The sequence below is a fragment of the Methylocystis sp. genome (assembly GCF_050251305.1).
Classification (GTDB): domain Bacteria; phylum Pseudomonadota; class Alphaproteobacteria; order Rhizobiales; family Beijerinckiaceae; genus Methylocystis.
This window is the reverse complement of record NZ_JBFWNB010000001.1, coordinates 62297-81299: the sequence shown is the minus strand read 5'-3', so window position 1 is coordinate 81299 and position 19003 is coordinate 62297. Positions and strand designations below refer to the sequence as shown.

21 protein-coding genes are annotated in these 19003 nt (G+C 62.7%); 17 read left to right on the top strand and 4 right to left on the bottom strand.

What is annotated here, in order from left to right; all coding sequences use genetic code 11:
• The first annotated feature begins 104 nt into the window (after positions 1-104).
• From AB7F41_RS00530 to AB7F41_RS00495, 8 genes are read left to right on the top strand one after another with little or no spacing between them, the layout of a single operon-like run.
• Entirely contained in the window at positions 105-1133 is a 1029-nt protein-coding gene (locus AB7F41_RS00530) for an AAA family ATPase (protein WP_428384207.1), read from the top strand.
• On the top strand, positions 1130-1975 hold the full coding sequence (locus tag AB7F41_RS00525) for a DUF58 domain-containing protein (protein ID WP_428384209.1): 846 nt from the start codon (positions 1130-1132) through the stop codon (positions 1973-1975). Before AB7F41_RS00530 ends, AB7F41_RS00525 begins: the two co-directional genes overlap by 4 nt.
• Entirely contained in the window at positions 1972-2880 is a 909-nt protein-coding gene (locus AB7F41_RS00520; RefSeq protein ID WP_428406403.1) for a nonribosomal peptide synthetase MxaA, read from the top strand. Before AB7F41_RS00525 ends, AB7F41_RS00520 begins: the two co-directional genes overlap by 4 nt.
• Entirely contained in the window at positions 2877-3878 is a 1002-nt protein-coding gene (locus AB7F41_RS00515; protein ID WP_428384212.1) for a vWA domain-containing protein, read from the top strand. The genes AB7F41_RS00520 and AB7F41_RS00515 overlap by 4 nt, the downstream gene beginning before the upstream one ends.
• The gene (locus AB7F41_RS00510; RefSeq protein WP_428384214.1) at positions 3875-4483 is read left to right on the top strand and encodes an MxaK protein; all 609 of its coding nucleotides are present in this window, start codon (positions 3875-3877) and stop codon (positions 4481-4483) included. The genes AB7F41_RS00515 and AB7F41_RS00510 overlap by 4 nt, the downstream gene beginning before the upstream one ends.
• A complete protein-coding gene (locus AB7F41_RS00505; RefSeq protein ID WP_428384216.1) occupies positions 4480-5487 on the top strand; it encodes a vWA domain-containing protein in 1008 nt (335 codons plus the stop codon). Before AB7F41_RS00510 ends, AB7F41_RS00505 begins: the two co-directional genes overlap by 4 nt.
• The gene (locus tag AB7F41_RS00500) at positions 5484-6008 is read left to right on the top strand and encodes an SRPBCC family protein (RefSeq protein ID WP_428384218.1); all 525 of its coding nucleotides are present in this window, start codon (positions 5484-5486) and stop codon (positions 6006-6008) included. The genes AB7F41_RS00505 and AB7F41_RS00500 overlap by 4 nt, the downstream gene beginning before the upstream one ends.
• A 9-nt stretch (positions 6009-6017) precedes the next feature.
• Positions 6018-6533 carry a hypothetical protein gene (locus AB7F41_RS00495; protein ID WP_428384220.1) on the top strand — a complete coding sequence of 172 codons (516 nt, stop codon included), beginning with the start codon at positions 6018-6020 and terminating at the stop codon, positions 6531-6533.
• Positions 6534-6539: 6 nt separating this feature from the next.
• On the opposite strand, the gene AB7F41_RS00490 is transcribed toward AB7F41_RS00495, so the two are convergent.
• The gene (locus AB7F41_RS00490; RefSeq protein ID WP_428406402.1) at positions 6540-7172 is read right to left on the bottom strand and encodes a response regulator transcription factor; all 633 of its coding nucleotides are present in this window, start codon (positions 7170-7172) and stop codon (positions 6540-6542) included.
• A 115-nt stretch (positions 7173-7287) separates the two neighbouring features.
• Here AB7F41_RS00490 and AB7F41_RS00485 point away from each other — a divergent pair, with 115 nt between their 5' ends.
• The 4 genes from AB7F41_RS00485 (at position 7288) to AB7F41_RS00470 (ending at position 9975) form a co-directional block, all read left to right on the top strand.
• Complete coding sequence (locus AB7F41_RS00485) at positions 7288-8670, top strand: histidine kinase (protein ID WP_428384224.1); 1383 nt, start codon at positions 7288-7290, stop codon at positions 8668-8670.
• Between the two features lie 143 nt (positions 8671-8813).
• Positions 8814-8891 carry a pyrroloquinoline quinone precursor peptide PqqA gene (gene pqqA, locus AB7F41_RS00480; RefSeq protein ID WP_428384272.1) on the top strand — a complete coding sequence of 26 codons (78 nt, stop codon included), beginning with the start codon at positions 8814-8816 and terminating at the stop codon, positions 8889-8891.
• Between the two features lie 290 nt (positions 8892-9181).
• Complete coding sequence (locus AB7F41_RS00475) at positions 9182-9451, top strand: usg protein (RefSeq protein WP_428384226.1); 270 nt, start codon at positions 9182-9184, stop codon at positions 9449-9451.
• 68 nt (positions 9452-9519) lie between these two features.
• A complete protein-coding gene (locus AB7F41_RS00470; RefSeq protein WP_428384228.1) occupies positions 9520-9975 on the top strand; it encodes a hypothetical protein in 456 nt (151 codons plus the stop codon).
• Between the two features lie 99 nt (positions 9976-10074).
• Here AB7F41_RS00470 and nifA read toward each other — a convergent pair whose 3' ends face one another.
• Positions 10075-11817 (bottom strand): nif-specific transcriptional activator NifA, encoded by a 1743-nt coding sequence (nifA, locus tag AB7F41_RS00465; protein WP_428384230.1) that lies wholly within the window; start codon positions 11815-11817, stop codon positions 10075-10077.
• Between the two features lie 829 nt (positions 11818-12646).
• On the opposite strand from nifA, the gene AB7F41_RS00460 reads away from it, so the two are divergent.
• Positions 12647-12853, top strand: a complete 207-nt coding sequence (locus AB7F41_RS00460) for a TOBE domain-containing protein (RefSeq protein ID WP_428384232.1) — start codon at positions 12647-12649, stop codon at positions 12851-12853.
• A gap of 23 nt (positions 12854-12876) precedes the next feature.
• On the opposite strand, the gene AB7F41_RS00455 is transcribed toward AB7F41_RS00460, so the two are convergent.
• Both AB7F41_RS00455 and AB7F41_RS00450 read right to left on the bottom strand, forming a co-directional pair.
• Positions 12877-13302 (bottom strand): group III truncated hemoglobin, encoded by a 426-nt coding sequence (locus AB7F41_RS00455; protein ID WP_428384234.1) that lies wholly within the window; start codon positions 13300-13302, stop codon positions 12877-12879.
• 27 nt (positions 13303-13329) lie between these two features.
• Entirely contained in the window at positions 13330-13758 is a 429-nt protein-coding gene (locus AB7F41_RS00450) for a response regulator (protein ID WP_428384236.1), read from the bottom strand.
• A gap of 529 nt (positions 13759-14287) precedes the next feature.
• Between AB7F41_RS00450 and AB7F41_RS00445 the strand changes: the two genes are divergently transcribed.
• Genes AB7F41_RS00445 through exbB form a run of 4 tightly spaced genes read left to right on the top strand, consistent with a single transcriptional unit; the run spans position 14288 to position 19000 of the window.
• Positions 14288-16813, top strand: coding sequence for a TonB-dependent receptor (locus tag AB7F41_RS00445; RefSeq protein WP_428384238.1), 2526 nt, complete (start codon positions 14288-14290; stop codon positions 16811-16813).
• 11 nt (positions 16814-16824) lie between these two features.
• Complete coding sequence (locus AB7F41_RS00440) at positions 16825-17508, top strand: Fe2+-dependent dioxygenase (RefSeq protein ID WP_428384240.1); 684 nt, start codon at positions 16825-16827, stop codon at positions 17506-17508.
• A gap of 5 nt (positions 17509-17513) precedes the next feature.
• Positions 17514-18197 carry a Fe2+-dependent dioxygenase gene (locus AB7F41_RS00435; RefSeq protein ID WP_428384242.1) on the top strand — a complete coding sequence of 228 codons (684 nt, stop codon included), beginning with the start codon at positions 17514-17516 and terminating at the stop codon, positions 18195-18197.
• The gene (gene exbB, locus AB7F41_RS00430; RefSeq protein ID WP_428384244.1) at positions 18194-19000 is read left to right on the top strand and encodes a tonB-system energizer ExbB; all 807 of its coding nucleotides are present in this window, start codon (positions 18194-18196) and stop codon (positions 18998-19000) included. The genes AB7F41_RS00435 and exbB overlap by 4 nt, the downstream gene beginning before the upstream one ends.
• The last annotated feature ends 3 nt before the right edge of the window (positions 19001-19003 follow it).

The window sequence follows — 19003 nt, the reverse complement described above, 5'->3', positions numbered from 1 at the left end:
TTCCAGCGGCCACGATCTGGAGCCGGCGTATTCGACAATAGCGCGTCGGCCCATTCCCGAGATCGTGGTCGCATTTTTGATTTTGGGCGCGCTGAGGTCGGGTCTTGAACGAAACGCTGCACCTCCTGAAGCTTTCGGAATGGCGCGAGCGCGCCCTTGCGTTCGAAGGGCAAATCCAGAAGGCGGTTATCGGTCAGCCGCGCGTCGTCCGGCTGACGACAATCTGCATTTTTGCGCGCGGCCACGTGCTGATCGAAGGCGACGTCGGCGTCGGCAAGACGACGCTGTTGCGTTCAGTGTCGCGCGCGCTTGGCGGCGACTTCGCTCGCGTCGAGGGCACGGTCGACATGATGCCGAGCGACATTCTCTATCATACCTACATTGGCGCGGACGGTCGCCCGCGAGTTGATCCCTCGGAGCTGCTGCGCCTGGCCGAGACGCTGCCGGTGTTCTTCTTCAATGAGATCAACCGTGCGCGTCCCCAGGTTCACTCGCTGCTGCTTCGGCTCATGGCCGAGCGAAGCGTGTCGGCGTTCAACCGCGTGCATCATTTCCCCTATCTCAGCGTCTTCGCCGATCGAAACATGGTGGAGCGCGAGGAGACGTTCGAATTACCCGCGGCCGCGCGCGACAGATTTTTTATGGAGATTCCTATGGCTGCGCCCGCCGATGAAGAGGCGCGCCGCAGACTGGTCTTCGATCCGGCGTTCCATGATATGGAGACGCTGATCGAATGCGTGGGTTCGGCGGCTTTCGACTATCGCGAGATCCCCGCCGTCGCGCGCGCGATACAGAGACATGTGCGGTCCAGCGCGGCGCTGGAACGCTATGTGCTCAAGCTCTGGCAGGCTCTCGTAGAGCCCGGTTCGGCCGGCGTGTCGCTGCCGGACGTCGATGTCGACAGCCTCGTGAAGGGCGGCGCGAGTCCACGCGGTCTGGCGGCGCTGGTGCGGGCGGCGCGCGTGCGCGCCTGGCTCGAGGCGCGCGATTATCTCATTCCCGAAGACGTGCGCGACATATTCATCGAAGTCATGGCGCATCGCATCTTCGTCAATCCGATCCATGCGCTGCGCGGCGACGACATCGTCAAGCGCCTGTGTCACGCGGCGTTCGACGCGACGCCGGTGCCATGAACGGCGTCGTCGACATCCTCTATCGGCCGCGCGGGCGCTATGCCGCCAATCACGTCGGCGCGCATACGTCGAGCGAGGTCGGCGGTTTCGGCGTTTTTCGCGACCAGGCGCCGTTCATGCGCTATCCTGACGCGCGCCGAATCGACGTCCGCGCAACGCTGCGCGATCCGTTCGGCGCAACCTATGTGCGCCGCTTCGAGCAAATGGCCGCCATCGACGTCTATGCGCTGGTGGATCTTTCCGCGTCGATGGGTTTCGTCGGCGCCGTCAGCCGATTTGATGTGGCCGTCGATCTTTGCGCAGCGTTCGCCTATTCGGCGACGCGCATCGGCGATCGCTTTGGCCTGGTCGCCTGCAATCAGGCGGTGGTCGATCGGGCGACGCTTTCCGCGACGCGGTCGAGACGCGCGGCGCTCGCCGCCGTCGCGAGGCTGCGTCAAGAGGCGCCGCGCGGATCGGGCGCCGAAGGCGTGCTCGCCGCGGCGGCGGCGCTCGGCGTCGCGCGCAAGCTCGTGTTGCTGATCTCCGACTTCCGTTGGCCCGAGCGGCTCATCGAACAGACGTTCGACGCGCTTGCGCTGCACGATGTCGCGCCGCTCGTGCTGATCGATTCGCTGGAAACCGCGCCGCCAAAATGGGGAACGCTGGAGCTTTGGGACAGCGAGAGCGGCCGTCGTCGGTTCCTGTTGATGCGACCGACGCTGCAACGGCGTTGGATCGACGTGGAGAACGCCCGCCGGCGCAGTCTCGCCCGTCTCTCGACGCTGCGCAGTCGCGCGCCGATTTTTATCGTGGACGGCTTCGATCCGGACGATCTCAGCGCTCGGCTGACGGCGGCGTGAGGTCGGCGATGCGCTTCGCCTGCGTCGCTCTCCTGCTCGCGACGACTCTTCCGGCGGTCGCGCAGGAGACGACGGCGCGAATCCGCTCGGCGCGGCCGTTCGGCTATTTCGTGGGCGACCTCATCCGCGCGCGCGTCGACGTTTCGGCGCCGGCCGGCGCCACGCTTTCTCGCGCCTCGCTGCCGCACCCGGGCCCGCTGACGGGTTCGCTCGATCTCCGCGACGTCTCGCTGCGCGAATCGTCAGGAGAGGGTCAGCGCTTGTGGCGTCTGGAGCTCACGTATCAGAATTTCTACGTCGCGCTCGACGCGCGCGACATTGAAATCCCCGGATTCGAAATTTCCATCACGACGGCCACAGGCGCTGAGACCGTCAAAGTTCCCGCGTGGAGCGTCGGCGTCTCTCCCCTCAGGGAGATTGCGCCGAAGAAGCAGGAGCGCGCTGAGGACTATCTGCGGCCCGACGGTTCGACGGCTTTCATCGACGAAGCCGCGCCGCGAAATCTTGCCATCGGCGCAGGCGGCGCCGCTCTGCTGGCGCTTGCTCTCGTTGCGCGCGATCGCGCCTGGCCGCCCTTCCGGCGTCGCAAGACGCGGGTCTTCTCCGCGCTCGCCAACGAATTTTCCCGTTGGCGTGTTGAGTCCGGCGGCCACGATTTCGGTGAAGCGATCCAATCGGTGCATCGCGCGCTCGATACCGCCAATGGCGGATCGCTGCTTTCGGGAGATATTTCCGACTTCCTGCGCAAGCATCCGGAATTTGCGCCGCTGAGAGCGGATCTCGAGCGGTTTTTTGCAGCCTCGCAGCGGCGCTTCTTCGGCGGGCAGGCGTCTGACGGCGATTTTCAGGCCGCGCAGCTCGCGCAATTCGTGCGCGCGCTCGCGAAGCAGGAGCGCTCGGCGTGAGCGGTTTCGGCTTCGACCATGTTGAGCCGCTGTTTCTGGCGCCGCTCGCATTGCTTCCCTTGCTGCGGACGGTTCTGCGCGGCGCGACGATTTCTTCGCTCCTTGCAGCGCCCGCCGACACGGGTTCCGCTTTCGTCAGCGGCGTTCTGACGATCGGCGGCGTCGTCGCGATCGCCGCAAGCCTCGTCGGCGCGGCAGGGCCATATGCGGCGGGCGCGGCGGTGGAGCGCTTCGCCGAAGGCGCGCAGATCGTCATGCTGATCGACCGCAGCGGCAGCATGAACGAAACCTTCGCGGGCCGAACGCCGTCCGGCGACGAAGAATCGAAGGCGGCGGCGGCGAAACGCATTCTCAAGCGGTTCGTTGAAGCGCGCCGACACGACCTCGTCGGCGTCGCGGCGTTTTCTACGGCGCCGATGCTGGTGACGCCGATCTCCGCTCATATCGGCGCGACCGAAGCCGCCATTGACGCAATCGACCGTCCCGGCCTCGATTACACGAATATCGCGCGCGGCCTTGCGATGGCGCTGTCGATGTTCAAGACGAGCGAGGCGGATCTGTCGCGGGCGATCCTGCTCATCTCGGACGGCGCCGGCGTCATCGATCCGAAGCTGCGTGACGACCTCAGGGCCGAATTCAGAAAAACCAATGTCGGTCTCTATTGGCTGTTTCTGCGCACGGAGGGCAGCAGGGGCATCGCCGACCAGTCGTCGGGGGAAGACGAATCGCCGCAAGCCGCGCCGGAGCGTCATCTCGATCTCTTCTTCAAATCACTTGGAGTCGCTTACCGGGCCTTCGAGGCTGAAAGTCCCGAGGCGACGGCGCAGGCGCTAAAGCAAATCGACCGGCTCGAGCGCCATCCCGTCCGCTACGTCGAGACATTGCCGCGCACGGATCTGAGCGCCTGGGCCTTCGCGCTCGCGCTCGCCGCCACCGCGCTGCTGCTCGCCGCAAAGCTCGCCGAAGTTCGACTGGGCGTCGGAGGCCGCGCGCGATGACGGTTTTCGCGACGTGGATCGTGATCCTTCGCGACAAGGCGCACGCCCTCTGGCGCGACGCGCGATCATCGCTTCTGGTCGCGCTCTGTCTTGTGCTCGTCCTGGCGGCCGCCGCCTTTCTCACCGAATGGCGCAACGCCGTCGCCGCCAATGACGCGATCGAGGCGCTGGACGAGGGGCGCGACATCGCCGTGGACGCGAACGCCAGGCCCGAAGCGCTTCTCGCCCGCATCGCCTTTCTCGCGGCGCGCAATGACGTCGATCACGCGCGCGCTTCAGTGGAGGCGCTCGATCGCAGCGGCGGCGACGGGATTCGCGCGCGGGGACATTATCTCTTGGGGAACGCGCTGCTGCGCAAGGCCTTCGACCAGATCCAGCGCTCCGAACTCGAAGCGGCGAATCCCTTCGTCAATCTCGCCAAGCGCGAATATCGCCGCGCGCTGCAGCTTGCGCCCGACTATTGGGACGCGAAATTCAATCTCGACGTCGCGGCGCGGCTTGTCCGCGATTTTCCGGATTTCGAGAGAAAGAGCGGCGATGAACTGAGCGCCGATCCGAAAAAGCTCTGGACCGATATCCCCGGCAAGCCGAAGGGCCTGCCATGATCCGCCCGGATGTGCGCGATCCCCGACTCGTTCTACTTGTCTTGGCGACGCTGTCGCTCATCGTCGCCTTGCTGGCGCCGCGCATCATGGTCCGGCGCCCGTCATTCGATTTCCTCGCCGTCGTCGACATCACCGGCAGCATGAATGTCCGTGACTACGCGGCGTCCGGCCGGCCGGTCAGCCGACTCGAGGCGGTGAAAACGGCGCTGCGCGTCATGATCGCGGAATTGCCCTGTCCGTCGCATGTCGCTCTCGCCGTTTTCAGCGAACGCAGGCCGTTTCTCCTCTTCGATCCGATCGACGTCTGCGCCGATTTCACGCCGCTGCAGACGTCGATCGATTCGCTCGACTGGCGCATGGCGTGGGAAGGCGACAGTCGGATTTCAGCGGGCTATTTCCGCGCAATCGCCATGGCGCGCGATGTGAAGAGCGATCTCTTGTTTTTCACCGACGGTCAAGAGGCGCCGCCGCTTCCCGCGCGCGGCGCGCCGACGTTTGAAGGGCGGGCGGGAGAAGTGCGCGGCCTTCTCATTGGCGTCGGCGGCTACGAGCTTTCGCCCATCCCGAAATTTGACGACAGAGGCCGGGAAATCGGGTTTCTCGGCGTCGCCGACGTTCCGCACGAGAGCCGCTTCGGCTTGCCGCCGGAAGGCGCAGAACGGCGCGACGGCTACAATGCGCGCAACGCGCCCTTCGGCGCGACGGCGGCGGTCGGCGTCGAGCACCTGTCGTCCGTCAGGGAAGACTACCTGCGGTCGTTCGCCGAAAAAACGGGCCTGACCTACGCGCATCTCGAGAACGGCAAGCGATTGTGGACGGACTACGCCGCCGTCGCCTCTGTCCGGCCGCGCGAAGCGGCGCTTGATCTGCGTCCGTTCTTTGGCGTCGCGGCCGCCATCTTTTCCTTCTTCGCCGCCGCGGCGACCTTGCTCGCGCAGGCGTTCGCTCAAGCGCGCCGCGCCGTTTCATCCAACCGCCATCCGCAACAAGGGAGATCCAAATGAGAACGCTGCTGGGACTTTTCGCGCTGTTGATCTGCGCGCCTGCGCTCGCGCATGGACCGACGCCGATCAAGGTCGATGAGTCGATCGTCATCGCCGCCGATCCCCAGGCCATATGGGCCGTGGCCGGGAAATTCGACGGCCTCGCCAACTGGCATCCCTACGTTCAGAGCGTCAAGGCCCAAGGCGGCGACGCCGCCGGCGCCGAACGCGAAGTGACCTTCAAGAAGGGCGGCATTTTGAAGGAAGGGCTCGACGAATATGATCCTGCGGCGTTCAAAATGTCCTGGCGCATGTCGGATCCCAATCTCGACGCCATGCCTGTCAGTTCCTACACCGTCACATTCACGGTCGAGCCAGCGGCGGCGGGCGGAAGTTTGGTAAAGTGGTATGGCCGACTCTATCGCGGCGATACGAGCAACGAGCCGCCGGAAAACCTGAATGACGACGCTGCGCGCGAAGCGATGACGAGCTACCTGCACGATGGCCTTCAAGGCCTGAAGAAGAAGGTCGAAGGGAAATAGCGGTGCGCGATGCGTTCTGGACGCCTTCGAACGGCGGTCATCCTTGCAGGCGTCTGCGCGCTCGTCGCCTCTTGCGGCGAGGAGCGGCGCAGCGCCGAACAGGATGACGCGATCGAGGTCGACGCGCGCAACAAGGCTGACGTCTGGTTGCGGGCGACCGATCACACGGAGCCTGCGCTCTGGCTCGCGCAGCGCGAGGCCGGCGCTGCGGTTCACGAGCGCGACGCCGCGGTGGAGCGCATCCGCTCAGCCTTGCTGTCGGCGCGCGCGCATTTTCTGGAAACCGACCGCATGCTCGCCAATCGCACCGCGCAAATCGGGCAGATGCTTGCGGCGGACGGCCATGCCGAGGATTTTGCGCAGTTGATCAATGCGCTCGTCGAGGTTGCGGCGGCGGCAGGTCAAAAGCAGACTTATGGCGAGCTATGCCAGCACTATTACAATCTGCGCCACAGCGGCGCGGCGCGCGACGACGCGCTGCGCATGCTCGCCGCGCGCTATCGGACGCAAAAGCAATTCAGATAGCGATGTCTAGACGAGCTTCATCGCGACCTTGTTCTCGACGGCGATACGCAACAAATCCGCCTTCGATCGCGCCCCGAGCTTGCGTATCAGGAGAATGCAATTGTTGGCGACGGTCTTGTAGGAGACTTTGAGGATATGCGCGATCTCCGTCATGTCCTTGCCGTCGGCGAGGTTGCGCAGGATCTCGATCTCGCGGCCGTTCAGCGCGTCGAGAGGATTGCTCGCGCGGGCCTGGTCCGCGAAAGCGAGCTTCAACGCGAGCGTGTTCGAAAGGTAGCGCTCGCCCGCCGCCACCGCCCGGATCGCCTTGATGAAGATCCGCGGATCCTCGCTTTTCGCGACATAGCCGCGTGCGCCGCCCTCGATCGCGCGCGCCGCGAAGACCGGGTCGTCATTCATTGTGAAGACGATGATCCTGGCGTTCGCGTCCCGCTTCAGGATCCGGCGCAGCAGTTCGAAGCCCGAGACGCCGGGCAGATTGATGTCGAGCACCACGACATCGGGCATGACTGACGCACAGGCTTCGAGAGCTTCGTCGGCGTTGCGCGCCTCGAGCACCTCGATGTCCTTTTGTCCCGACAGCATGCCGCGGCAGCCCTCGATCACCATAGGGTGGTCGTCGACGATAAGAACGCGCATCCTTTTTCGCTTGTTTGAGAGCTAGAACTTATGTTGTGCGAACCATTCGTCTTGTCATCGAATGCGTGCGAAACGTCAACGGTAAAGCGTTGCACGGCGAACAAGGGCGCTCATCATGCGCGGTTTTTCGCTTAAAGCGAGCTTGGGCGGGTTGATCGGCGTCGTGCTTGTCGCGACATTGCTGAGCAATCTTGCGATTCAGCTTCTTCACGCCGGTCCGCGCGTGCGCGCGGAAGCGGGAAGCAATCTCAGATTGATGCGGGAAGTTGTCCTGGCGACGATAGCCAATCTTCCCCAAAACGAAGATCCCAGTCCTTCTCTGCGGCGTCTCTATGCCTCTCTGGGCAACCTGCGCCATGCGGATGTGGAGATCCTTGCTCCGAATGAAACCGCGCCCAGAGACTGGCTGGAAAAGATCCGTCATTCCGATCGCGACGTTCCGGAATGGTTTGTGAGGCTGGTCGGCGCCGCGCCGAGGGTGATGACGATCCCCGTCATTATCGGCGGCCGCGCTTACAGCAATATTGTGGTGATCTCGAACCCCTTCGATGAACTCGGCGAGATCTGGTCGGACATGGTGTGGCTTGCGGCCATCAGCCTCGCGGTCACGATCGTCTTCCTGACTCTGGTGCTTCTGTTTCTGCGCCACTCGCTTGCGCCTTTTGATGCGTTGAAGTCCGGCCTTGCGCAATTGGAGGCGGGAGAGAGCGGCGTGCGTCTCTCGCCCGTCGGGGCGACGGAATTCAGATCGATCGCGGCCGCGCTGAATTCGCTCGGCGCCACGCTCGATCGCGTCAAGCAGGAAAATCGCAAACTCGTCGACAGGCTGATTCAGGTGCAAGAGGACGAACGCAAGGAGATCGCGCGCGATCTGCATGATGAGGCGGGGCCCTGTCTGTTTTCCATACGCGCCACGTCGGCGGCGCTCCAGGAGCTTTTGTCGCATCCGTCGGCCGACATCGGCCAACTGAGGCAGTTGAGCGCAACGATCGACAAGGCGAGCGAGTCGCTGCAGTCGCTCTTTAGAGATCTGCTTGGCCGGTTGAGGCCAAAGGGCCTCGAAGAGCTTGGTCTGGAGTCGGCGCTCAAGGCTCTCTTCGCGTCCTGGGCGTTGACTCATCCCGAGGTCGATTTGCGTCTCGTCGTCCGCCACGACCTGTCTTCGCTCGACGAGGAGACCGCGCTCGCCGCCTATCGCGTCGTGCAGGAGGGCGTCACCAACATCTTTCGGCATTCCGGCGCGACGAGGGGCGCGGTCACGCTGGAATTCGGTCTGGACGCCGGCGCGCATGAGCAGGATTCCGAAACGCCGCCGCAACTCGAGATCACGATCGAGGACAATGGCGTCGGAATTCCTGAGTCTTTTGCGCCAGGCATGGGGCTGCTCGGCATGAGCGAGCGCGTGCGCGCGCTCGGCGGGGCGCAACGCATCGAACGGCCGACGTCCGGCGGCACGCGGATCGTCGCGTCAATTCCGCTGCGTGACTTTGGCGAGTGAGTCGGCGACCTCCGGGCGCTCGTCGACGTCGGGAAATTTCGGAAGGCCAAATGACGAAAGTTTGAAGGTGAAAGGCTGCGGATCGCTGAATATGCTCAATCGAAGCCGCTCTGTCGGCGGATGCAAATTGGAGGAGCAACGTCATGGCTTGGACGCAACCCACAATCGTCGAAATCTGCGTCGGTATGGAAATCACCAGCTACGAATCTGCTGAGATCTGACCTGATTTTCTCGGCGGCGCCAACTCGGCGTTGAGTGCGCATCGTCGAGAACCGAGGCGCAGCGGAATCGCGCGAGAAATCCGGTGCGCGGAAGCCGGCGCCGTCAACATGGCGGCGCCGCTTTTCATGTTCTGATCGACCTGCGTCCGGCGGCGGAACGCCTCAGAGGCTTGTCACTCGCCCATCCATGTTGCTAGCACTTTGTTTTTGAAAGCCTTTATCTTCCAAGGCGCTTGCTCTCGAAAAATTTGCTTCTAATCTGGAGCAAATCGAAGCGCGAGGAGATGGGCATGGCGTCAAGCGGCTTCCGTCTGCAGCTCGAAGGCTATGGCCTGACGACGGCAAATATTCTTTATCGCCTGCCGGACTACCCCAAGATCATCCAGTCATACGTCTGGCAGGAATACGATCTCCATCCAGATTTTCCGGAGCTTCGCAAATTCCTCGATTTCTGGATGCGCAGTCTCGACGGTCCGCTCCATTCCGTCATTGTCGCGCATTCGAACCTCATTAAGCCCGCCGAGATGAAGCTCACGAATGGCGAGTTCAAAGTGCGCTGACTTTGGGCCGCCTTGCGAAAGGCGCTTCGACGAGACAAAATCGCCGGAGGTTCAAAGCGAGGCAGGCTGTGAGGGACGAGGGGGACAAGAAGTCTTGGACGGATATTCTGGAAGCGGCCGCGGCGGTAGCCGTCGTGGTGGCGGCGTTCCTATTCGCCAGGCAATATCGGGAGAGCCTTTCCGACGATGAGGATCTGGCGCCGCTGTCGCTGACATTGGAGCAGGAAGCGGCGGAAGTGAATGCGACGCTTCCCGAAATGGTGAGTGACGGCGTTCGCCTGGACAAGACGACGGCGGGGCCGGGCAATATCTTCAATTACAGCTATACGGTCGTCGACGACGAGGCGGCTCGAACCCTCGTCGGCAACGAAAAGAAGCTCACCGAATTGAAGGCCCAGCTGCAGGAGCGCGTGTGTCTGACAATGCCGCAGCATCGCACCAGCGGCACGATCATCAGATATTCTCTGAAGGACAATAAGGGCGAAACGATCGCAGACGTTTCAATCGACGCGGGCGAGTGCTGAGAAGGCGGCGCAGTCGCGTCCAGGGCGCGCGCCAAGGCTCAGGCCTTGTGCGCCCCTTGTGTCCATTCCTCCTGGGGAATCCAGCCGCTGACGCGAAGTTCAGAATTTCTTGACTTCGACGCCATGCTTTTGCAGCGCATAGCCGATCTGGCGCGGGGTCAACCCAAGCAGCCGCGCGGCCTTGGCTTTGACCCAGCCCGCGCGCTCCATGGCGTCGATCAGACGGTCTCGGTCCGAACGCGAGTCGCGCTCGGCGACGCCGCAATTTTCGGCGCCGGGACAGGGTTCGGGCGCAGACTCGACGGGAGGGCGCTCACTCGTCGGAACGACGGGTGGCGCAGGCGGACGGTCGCGCGGCGGCGCGATGCTCGGCAGGCTCGCGACGGGAGCGGGAAGGGGCGAACGCTCCAGCGAACCGCTCCAAAGCACTGAAGAGAGGCAACCGTCGTTGCGACAGGAGAAGTCCCTGTCGGTGATGACGCTCCCCTGCGCCAGAGTCGCGGTGCGGAACACGCAGTTCTCGAGCTCTCGGATATTGCCGGGGAAGGCGCAGGCGTTGAGAACATGCAGAGCCGACTCCGAGAAGCTGAGCCTTCCGCCTTGTTCGGCGTTGAAGCGGCGCAGAAACTCATTGGCGAGGGGCTCTAGGTCGCCCCTGCGGTCGCGCAAAGGCGGCAGGAAGATGGGGACGACGCTGATGCGATAATACAGATCGGCGCGAAATTCGTTGCGCTTGACCGCCTCTTCGAGGTTTTTGTTGGTCGCGCAGACGAGTCGAACGTCGACCTTCTGGGTGCGCGTGCCGCCCACCCGCTCGAATTCTCCCTCCTGCAACACGCGCAGCAGCTTTGCCTGGAAGGCCGGCGTGATTTCGCCGATCTCGTCCAGGAACAATGTGCCGCCGTCGGCCAGCTCGAAACGGCCTTTGCGCATATTCACCGCGCCGGTGAAGGCGCCGCGCTCGTGGCCAAAGAGCTCCGATTCCAGCACGCTCTCCGGGAGCGCCGCGCAATTGAGCTTGACGAAGGGTTTGGCGCGGCGCGGCGAGAGATTGTGGATCGCCGCCGCGAACAACTCCTTGCCCGTGCCGGACTCGCCGCGCAGAAGCACGGTGGACTTAGCCTTGGCGACGACGCGGATTTTTTCGATCACCGCCCGCAGCGCCGGGCTGTTGCCGACGACGCCGTTAATGCCGCTGATCTTGGTCTCGATATGCGGAAGGCGGTCGCCTTTCTCGAGCCACGCCTTCTCCTGCATCAAACGCTCGCGGTCGCGGGCGATGAGCTTGTGCAATCGCAAGGTCTGTCCGACGAGATTGGCGATCATCGTCAGGAACCGCACGTCATGATCGAACAGAGTCACCGAACGGTCGTCGTAGACGCGATCCACCGTCAGCGTGCCGACGACGGCGTCGCCCTCCTTGATGGGGACGCCGATCAGCGAGAACGGCCGGCCGTCGGTCGGCCCCCATTCGGAAAAGTCGGAGCCTTGGAAGAGCGGCGAAGCCGCGACATTCTCCACGACGAGCGGCATTTTCGTCGCGACGATCTGCCCCACGGCGCGTTCCGGCAGCCGGTCGAAGAAACGCTTGGCCGAATCTTCGCTCCAGCCGGAGCCGACCACGACCTCAGGTTCGCCGTCCGCGCCGAGCAGCGCGATCAAGCCGTGTCGCATATCCAGAAAGCTCGAGAGCAGCGCCAGCACGCCTGCGAGCGTGTGTTCCAAACGATTTGGCGACGCCAGGAGCTTCGATATTTCGTAGATGCCGACGAGAGCGGTGTCTCTCACGTCGAATTCGCGCGCCTTCGGCGCGCACGCGCCGCCTGCCAGCTGCAAACCCATACGTTTTAGCCTCACGACATGCGTGGGTGTTTTCGAATTTTTTGACGCAAGCATTGTGCCATGCGGTCCTTAAGTCGTTGATGCCATAAAAACAAAGGTCTACGGCTTAAACGACATTGCCGTTGACGCGTGTCCTTGATCAGTTCTTGCGCCTTCTGCCGTCTCCTCCGGCGCCGCCGCCCGGTCGAATGGCGGCGCGCGATAGCCGAGCTTTGGCTGAAATCCAAAAGGCGCTCTCCGACGACGCCCGCGACGGCCCGCGCTGCGCCAGCGCCATGCACAACATAGCAAGCCGAGGGCTGAATTACAGGCGTTTCAGTGTCTTATGCGGCATTTCGCCGCCGCGGCGCGGTTGTCGCGCGCAATTCTCCCAGCGCGCTTCCTAACTTCAAATTTGATCGCGACCCGGGCGTTCGTCCGCAAGCTCCGAACAAGAGAGCCACGCAAATTCACGTTCGACCTTCTCGCGGACGCCGGAGCCGACTGGAGTTCGTCGACGCTGCGAGACGCCGACCCGCGCGATCCGCGTGGTCGCGCGTCGGGTCGCCGGCGATCCGGGTTCAATGCTGTTGCGGCTGACGCGCGGCAAAGGCCGGATTTGACGGGGAGTTCGCGATTGCCCGGAGTTTCGTCAGTCTGGGCAAATCTTGGTCGTTTTGCGGAAGGCCTATTGGTATGCGCCGCCCGTCGCGGGTGATATAGGCGGGATCGTGCAGTCCCATTTCATCGAAGGAAAGCGGGCGGCGCGGCGATTGCGCCGCCGCCGCAGGACGTCTGGCGTCGTCGGGTGGGGAGGCATAACCGACACCAACTCTTAGGAGCCGACGGCATGAAGATTTCCGCGCGCAATTGCCTTCCCGGAACGGTCAAGCATATCCAGAAGGGCGCGACCACGGCGCATGTGACGATCGACGTCAACGGATTGACGGTCACAGCCGCGATCACCAACGAATCCGTCGACGAACTCGGGCTCCGCGAGGGGGCCAAGGTGAACGCCGTCATCAAGTCGTCGGACGTCATGATCGCCGTCGACTAGCGGCCGCAGGCGGCCGATGGAAGCTACTGTGCAGGAACGCGCGACGGCTTTCCGTCGGCCCCGGTGAAGGGAAAAAGGCCCGACTGGAAACATTGGGTCATGTGGGCGGCTTTGGCGATCGCCTGCTCGGCCTGCGTCTCCGGCAAAGTTTCACTGGCGGTTTCGCGAAACAGTTCGAGCCAGCGCGTAAAATGGGCGGGCTCAATCGGCAAATTGATGTGTGCGGCGAAGGGATGACCCTGGTAACGGTCCGTGCCGAGCAGCGTCCGCGACCAGAAATTCGCGACGATCCCCATATGCTCGTCCAGGCCGGGTATCGCCGTAAATATCGGCCCCAAGAGCGGGTCTTCGGCGCCCTTGGCGTAAAACCGGCGCACGCAATCATTGATCGCGACCTCCAGCTTCGCGCGTTCAGCCGCATCCTCGATCGGCGCAATCGTAGGCTCCATAGCGTCCTCTCCTGAAATGAACAGCGATTACCTTCTGCGCCGCGCCCGCTGACGGTCATAGGTCTTCGCCCTCAGCAATGCGCTGACCTTGTCGCGAAGGCGTTCCGCTTGCATCGGCATCGCAAGAAAGCCGTGCGCGCCGGCCGCGACGCAATGCTGGCCAAAACCGCTAGAAATCTGATCAACGATGACCAGAATTTTGGCTTCGGGAATACGCGCCAGAAATTCCTGGATAAGATCCACGCCATTCGTGCGAATAACGCCTTCGGCGAGGACCAGGAGGTCCGGCTGCACCTGTTTGACCTTTTTGAGCGCGCCGGTTGCGCTCTCCAACTTATGCGCCTCATAGGTGTCGCAAAGCATACGTTCGATCGCCGCAGGCGCTTCATCACTGCCATCGACGACGAAAACTCGCTTACTTTCAACGACTTCTGCCGTCTCCAAGACGCGTTGCACGGAAGCCTCGCTTACGTTGACGGAAGGTCAAACCAAGCAAGGCGCGTGCCGTTTTTGGGCCAAGAACCCGTGGAGCGCGCGCCGGCAGGCCGCCCGAAGCGGTTGAGGCGGTCGCCTCGACCCAAAATCTCCTTTTGAGGGCTGTCCGTTTTTGCGCTGCAGCATGAGCATGGGCGTCCCCGGCCGCGCTCAGCGCGCCTCGACGCGTTCAGCGCGCCTGGGCGAAGATCTCTAAGGAAAATCTAGGAGGCGGGCATTTTCTTCCTGCGCCGAGCGAAGCGCGTGTCGATGCCCTTCGTAATCGCGGATAAACTGCTTACTTTGGAATTAAAACGTTTCCAAACTAGCTGTTGTGACATAAAAGTAACAATCATCCAAAATTACAACATATCTGTCTGAAACTATACAGATTACAATACTTCCATTCAGCTATTTCCTCGATTGACCGCCGCCATCGCCAAATTTAGCTTCAGTCAACTCTTCGCAAGCGCGAAGTAAGACAACGCACGACCCTCCCTGGCGGTTCCCGATGAGCGACGTAAAATCTCCCATCTCTCTTAGAAAATTGTCCCGGTCGCTGCCACGGACTCGCGCGGGGGATCTGACGTCGGTAAAGGCGCTCAGCGTCGCCGCGGCGCTCGCGTCGAGCGTCAGCGCCTCGGCGCTCGCGCAATCGGCTTCGACCACGCTTCCGCCGGTCAAGGTCGACGCGCCGAAGGAGAAGCCTCGGGCGGCGACGCCGGTGAAGCCAAAACCCATCGCCGCCGCTCCGTCGCGTCCGGCGCATCATGCGCCCGCCGCCACGCATGCCGCGGGACAGCATCGCGGCGCTCCGGGCGCTTCCGGCGGCGGCGGGCAGGGCGCGGGAACCGGCGGCCTGCCGATCCTGGCCACGGCGCCGAACGCCAATCCTTATGCGGATCCGGTCGCGCCTTATAAGGTCGACCGCCTGTCTTCGACGAAATTCACCGAGCCTGTGCTCAATACGCCGCGCACGATCACGGTGTTGACCAAGGAAGTGCTCGACGACAAGAACGCCTTCACCCTGCGCGATATCGGCCGCAGCGTGGCGGGCGTGACGCTGGGCACCGGCGAAGGCGGCAACGCCTTTGGCGATCGCTTCTTCATTCGCGGCTTCGACGTTCGCAACGATATTTTCGTCGATGGCGTTCGCGATCCCGGCGTCAGCATTCGCGAGAACTTCTATACCGAGCAGGTCGAAATTCTGCGCGGGCCGGGATCAAGCTTCGCCGGCCGCGGAACGGCGGGCGGCGCGATCAACATCGTCACGAAACAGGCGACCGACCGCGATTTCTATGATTTGAAAGCGATCGGCGGATTTTCTGACCACATGAAGCGCGTGACGCTCGACGTCAATAAGTCGATCAGTCCGATCCTGGCGGTGCGCGTCAATGCGCTCTATCACGACTCGAATGTCGCGGGCCGCAGCTTTATCACCGACTATCGCGACGGCGTCGCCGGTTCGGTGGTGTTCAAGCCGCTCCCGGATCTGACGCTCACCGGTCAGTATACGCACGTCTATCAAAACGGCCTCCCGGACTTCGGCGTGCCATATAACCGCATCTGGAATCGGCCGTTCCCGGAAGGCGTCACGCCTCGCTACACCTGGTATGGTTTCGTCAACCGCGACTTCCAGGTCGCGCTGCAGAATTTCGGCACCTTCACCGCCCACTATCGCTACAACGACAATCTCGTCTTCGACAATCGGTTCCGGCAGAGCCGCTCGGTTCTGGATTACATCGGTTCGTTGGCGCAAGGCGGCGACCTCTTTGCGGGCACCGTCAGAATTGGCGCGCAAAGCCGCTATCAGGTGGTGAACACGCTGGACAACCAGACGGAAGCGACGCTCAAAGTCGAGACCGGACCTGTCAAACACGCGCTTGTCGCCGGCGTCGAATTCGCGCGGGAAGGCGTGACGCGCGCCAATTATCAGGGGCTCACGTCCGAGTTGAACGGCAGCACGCCTTTTGTCGGCAACTCCATCACCTGCAACATATATCTGCCGTGCACCTATCTGCCGTTTCCGAACACGCCCTATCGCAATCCGAATCCGACACGAATCGCCGTTGACACCAAATCCGGTTATTTGATCGAGACCGCGAACTATCAGGACGTCGTGCTCGTCAACGGCGGCGCGCGCTTTGATGATTACAACATTACCAGCCGCACCGAGACGCTCTCGACGTTCGCCTCAAATCATTCCGGCCTCTTCAACTGGAACGCCGGCGTCGTCTTCAAACCGCTGCCGAATGTCAGCGCCTACGCCGCCTACGCCACCTCGGCGACGCCCGTCGGCGCGGAGCTCGACGGCGGCGCGGCGAACTACGGCGGCCTGAATACGGCGGCTCAGATCTTCCCGCCGCAGATCAATAAGGCGGCGGAGGTTGGCCTTAAATGGGAGCTGTTCGACAGGCATCTTCTCGCGACAGCCGCCTTCTTCAAGACTGACGTCACCGGCGCACGGGAAGTCAATTCCGGCGTCACCACCGGCAATGCGGCGTATTACGTCCAGGGCGTCGATCTCGAGGCGGCGGGCAATATCACCGACAAATGGATGATCCTCGGCGGCCTTGTGCTGATGGACTCGCGGGTGACGAGTTCATACGCTCGAACGAACATCGGACTTCAACTCGCAAATATCGCGCATGAGTCGTTCAGCCTACTGTCGAAATATAAGGCTGGCGAACTGCTCGGCCTCGCGCCGGACGTGCTCGAACTCGGCGGGCAGGCGATCTATCGCTCCAGGATCTATGGCGGCAACAATCTCGTCGCCAACGGCGGCACATCGTTCAACGCGTTCGGCTTGCCGAACCTGACCACGTCGAATCTCTTGAACGTCCCGACGATCCTGCCGTCCTACTGGCGCTTCGATATTTTCGCGGAAGGCAAGATTGGCGACAACATCACCATGAAGCTCTCCGTCAACAATCTGTTCGATCGCACGATCTACGACGCCTTCTATCAGACCGCCGCGCCATTTGCGCAAATGTCGCCCGGCCGCGCCGTCTATTTCGAAACGCGCGTCCTCTTCTAGGAGCCGGACAGGTGCTTGCTCACATTAGAGGCGCGCTCGAAAGAACGGAGATCGACGTTCTCCGCCAGGCGATGGCGCAGGCCCGATGGGAGGACGGCGCTTCGACCGCCGGCGCAAACGCCGGCGAAGCGAAGCGCAACCAGCAACTCCCGCCGGACTCCGAACTCTCGCGCGCGCTTGGCAAACGGCTGCTCTCGTCGCTTCTCGCCAATGCCGCCTTCGTTTCGACCGCGGTCCCATTGCGCTTCTATCCGCCGCTGTTCAATCGCTACGGCGTCGGCGACCATTTCGATCCGCATGTCGACAACGCCATTCGCGGCGACGCCATGACAGGCGAGCGCATTCGCGTGGACCTCGCCGCAACCGTGCTTCTCTCCGATCCGCAGGAATATGAAGGCGGCGAACTGATCGTTGAAGACGTCTACGGATCGCGACGCTTCAAGCCGCCGGCGGGCGATCTCATCCTCTATTCGGCCGGCAGTCTCCATATGGTGACGCCTGTCACAAGCGGACAACGTCTCGCCTCATTCTTGTGGCTGCAAAGCATGATCCGCGCTGATGAAGCGCGCAGCCTCGTTTGCGATCTGGACGAATCGATACAGGAGCTCGCGCCGCGCGTCGGTTCGGAAGATCCGGATCTGCGCAAGCTCGTCACGGTCTACCACAACCTTATCCGTTATTGGGGAGACGCATAGCGCAGATGCTTGTTTGCATTCCCGAAGTTCTTTCCAAACAGCAGGTGGCTTTTTTTCGCGCGGCCATGGACAAGGCGTCGTGGGAGGACGGCCGAGTCACGGCGGGTTCGCAGTCCTCTCTCGTGAAGAACAATCTTCAACTGCCGCAGGACGGCGAAGTCGCGCGCGAACTCGGCGAACATGTGCTCGAGGCGCTTGCGCAATCGTCCATGTTCGTCTCGGCGGCGCTGCCGCACAAGATTTTCCCGCCCCTCTTCAATCGTTACCGCGTCGGGCAAAATTTCGGGCTGCATGTCGACAACGCGATCCGCGGCATCCCCGGCACGCCGCTGCGCATTCGCACGGATCTTTCGTGCACGCTGTTTCTTTCGGAAGCCGATGAGTATGACGGCGGAGAACTTGTGATCGAAGATCGGGTCGGGCAACAGGAAGTGAAGCTTCCTGCAGGCGATCTGGTGCTCTATCCGTCCACAAGCCTCCACCTCGTCAGAGCCGTCACGCGCGGCGAGCGCATCGCCTCGTTTCTGTGGCTGCAGAGCATGGTTCGTGACAATGTGGCGCGCGCTTTGCTCTTCGATCTTGACCAAGCGATTCAATCGTTGACGGCGCGGCTTGGCGCGGGGGATCCCGCCTGCGTCAAACTGACGGGCGTCTATCACAATCTGATCCGGACATGGGCTGAAGCATGAAGAGTCTCTTGCAATTTCTCGCGACCTCCATCACCGCGCTTCTCATGGCGCAGAGCGGCGCAGCCGCCCAAGGAACGCAGGCGCTCGACGCAGCGATTGCGGCGACCAAGCCTCACGATCTCTCGGTGTGGACGATGTTCGTCAACGCCGACATCGTCGTGAAGATCGTGATGATCGGCCTGTTGCTGGCCTCGATTGCGACATGGACCATCCTGATGGCCAAGACAATCGAGTTGAAACGGGCGCGCGCCCGCGTTTTGTCGGCGATTGGCCGACTCTCGGAAGCGCGCGGGCTCGCCGAGGCGCGGCTGGCGCTCGGCGGCGGCGATCGCCTCACGCAGGCGCTTCTCGCCGAAGCGACGCGCGAAATGAAACTCTCGTCCGACATTCTCGCTGCGCCGGGCGTCAAGGAGCGCATCGCCGGTTGCTTCTCGGAAATCGAGCGCGCCGAAGCGCTGTCGATCAAGCGCGGCACCGGACTGCTCGCCTCTGTCGGATCGACGGCGCCCTTCATCGGTCTCTTCGGAACCGTCTGGGGCATTATGAACAGCTTCATCGGCATCTCGAAAGCGCAGACGACCAATCTGGCCGTGGTCGCGCCCGGCATCGCCGAAGCGCTGCTGGCGACGGCGATCGGATTGTTCGCCGCCATTCCCGCGGTGCTCATCTACAATCATCTCGCGCGTCAGGCGACGTCCTATCTTGAACTCGTCTCCAACCTCGCCGGCGAGCTGTTGCGCATCGTGTCGCGCGATCTCGATCGCACGCGTCATGCCGCGACGAAAATTCACGCGGCGGAGTAGCCC